Source organism: Candidatus Culexarchaeum yellowstonense, assembly GCF_024707025.1.
Classification (GTDB): domain Archaea; phylum Thermoproteota; class Methanomethylicia; order Culexarchaeales; family Culexarchaeaceae; genus Culexarchaeum.
In genome coordinates, this window is sequence record NZ_JANGFQ010000239.1 from 1 (window position 1) to 2,102 (window position 2,102).

The 2,102-nt window shown below is 38.0% G+C and carries 3 protein-coding genes; all 3 read left to right on the plus strand.

All coding sequences use genetic code 11. The features are described from left to right. Positions 1-197 precede the first annotated feature (197 nt). The 3 genes from MRT15_RS11975 to MRT15_RS11985 are packed head-to-tail and all read left to right on the plus strand — an operon-like array spanning position 198 to position 2,023. Positions 198-512: a hypothetical protein gene (locus MRT15_RS11975; protein WP_304330522.1), complete on the plus strand. Its 315-nt coding sequence runs from the start codon at positions 198-200 to the stop codon at positions 510-512. After that, positions 512-1,645, plus strand: coding sequence for a radical SAM protein (locus MRT15_RS11980; protein ID WP_304330523.1), 1,134 nt, complete (start codon positions 512-514; stop codon positions 1,643-1,645). The genes MRT15_RS11975 and MRT15_RS11980 overlap by 1 nt, the downstream gene beginning before the upstream one ends. Before the next feature lie 12 nt (positions 1,646-1,657). Then, positions 1,658-2,023 carry a hypothetical protein gene (locus MRT15_RS11985; RefSeq protein WP_304330524.1) on the plus strand — a complete coding sequence of 122 codons (366 nt, stop codon included), beginning with the start codon at positions 1,658-1,660 and terminating at the stop codon, positions 2,021-2,023. Positions 2,024-2,102: the final 79 nt, after the last annotated feature.

The following is a 2,102-nucleotide window of genomic DNA, read 5'->3' on the forward strand; positions in this document are numbered from 1 at the left end:
TCAAACCTGCAATGTCTCATGTTACTCATGTTATAGCTGTCAAATATGTGTCTCATGCTACGGCTCATGTCAATCATGCCAAATATGTGTTTCATGTCAATCATGCAATACCACATGCTACTCATGTTACACATGTCAAGCATTCTATGTGGTGGGGTGAAGAAAAGGTTTATATGTTATATTATGGTGAGGTTGATATGGTGGAAAGTTTGAACAAGAATGAGGAGGTTCAATGTGGGATATGCTATACATGTCAAACATGCGTTACATGTGAGAAATATGGAGAGATTAGAGGTCAAGCAACAACCCAACAGCCTCCACAAGAACAGAGGATGCCAGTGATTAGACCTCAACCTCCGCAAATGCCGATGCAAATGCCACAGCCAATACCACCATCAACACAACTCTTAACGGTAGAGGATATTAGGAGAATTGTTAAGGAGGCAATGCTTGAAGTTTTATTACAGCTCGACCTTGTAAAGCCACATGAAAGGAAGAGGGAGCTTAAGTAATGCTTCTCCCACCACTACAAGAACTTACCGTTTGGAATACCAGCAAATGCAATTTGAGATGTGAATACTGCTACGTATATCGCCTCTACGAGGATATTCCAAGACAAGAAATGCAGAAAGAAATCATGGATGCACTTATACATTTCGCAATGCATCACCTAATGTTCAATGGTAGAATATGGTTCTTCGGTGGAGAGCCTTTGGCAAGCTTTGAAACTATGAAATACATTACTGAGAAGGCTAGAGCCGAAAATTTAGCTATACAGTTCGGCTTAACCTCAAACTGCACTCTCTTAGATGAGGAGAAAGCTAAATGGATGCGTAAATACAACTATCAAATACTATGCAGCTTAGATGGTTCACAAGTTCTACACAATAAGCATAGAAAGTATGCTGATGGAAGAGGCTCATTTGAGGATGCATGGAGAGGAATACAGCTTGTAAGGAAATATATTAATCCAGTTCCACAGTTGAGGTGGACTATGAATATAGACACTGTTGAGGGGACAACTGAAGCAATGAAAAGTCTAATTGAGCAAGGATTAACGAATTTAGCAATTGACCCAGTTTATGAGGTTAAATGGGATGATGATGCATTGAAAACTCTTAGAAATGAGCTTGTGAAGATGAGTGATTTGCTTGATAAATGCTATGAGAAAAATATGCCAGTATTCTCAATGTTTGTGAGAGATGTGGTTACAGCGGTAACGAATGCCAGTAGAGTAAATTGGACTGATAGATGCGGTTTAGGTCAAGGGACAGTTGGAGTAACTCCAAAGGGTGAGATTACACCATGCCATAGATATGTCTCATCAGGCCAACCGGTTATAGGAAATGTATTTGAAGGCTTCTCTCCAAAACGTTTGGAGTGGATTGAGAATTGGATGATGATTCCACCATACAGTGAGAAGCCAGAACTATGTTTGAATTGTAGCTTCAAGAATGCATGTATGGGTGGATGCCTAGCAATGAATTACGATTTATTCGAAGACCCACATATCATTCCAGAATCATTCTGCAAGATTAAACAATTAACAGTTGAAGTGTTTAAGCCACTTGTAATGAAGCATCAAAATAACCCAATATTCAAACAATTATATGGAGTTGGTTTACAGAGACCATGCATGGAGTAGGGTGAGTAACCCATGAATCCACTTGAACCAATACTTAAAAGGCTTGATGAAGAAATAAATGCATTGCTACATACGAAGGGTGTAGTGTGGATTTACAATGTAAATGACATTGACATGGTTCTATTTAATTTGACGAAAAATGATGTAAATGAGATATTGAAGATACTTGCCATGAATAAAAATTCAAAGTTATCAGTGAATTGGAAAGACATACTGAAGCGTCTGGAACATGGTGAACATGCATCAATATTCTTATCATTTCTATCACTTGGGCAATTGAAGAAAATACTACTACTCATATATGGAAACGATAACAGAAGCGATAAAAAGAGAAAGCTGAAAAGGATAATTGAAAAACTAGATGAATTAGGTGAATAATATTGAGTTCACTTGAATCTAAAGTTAAGGAATGGGTTGAAACTACACTTCAAACACAGTTGGAGTTGCCAAGCAAAAT

Excerpts from the sequence above, each read along its gene's own strand:
- MRT15_RS11985 (WP_304330524.1), top strand. The coding sequence starts at position 1,658 with ATGAATCCACTTGAACCAATACTTAAAAGGCTTGATGAAGAAATAAAT.
- MRT15_RS11980 (WP_304330523.1), top strand. The coding sequence starts at position 512 with ATGCTTCTCCCACCACTACAAGAACTTACCGTTTGGAATACCAGCAAA.
- MRT15_RS11975 (WP_304330522.1), top strand. The coding sequence starts at position 198 with ATGGTGGAAAGTTTGAACAAGAATGAGGAGGTTCAATGTGGGATATGC.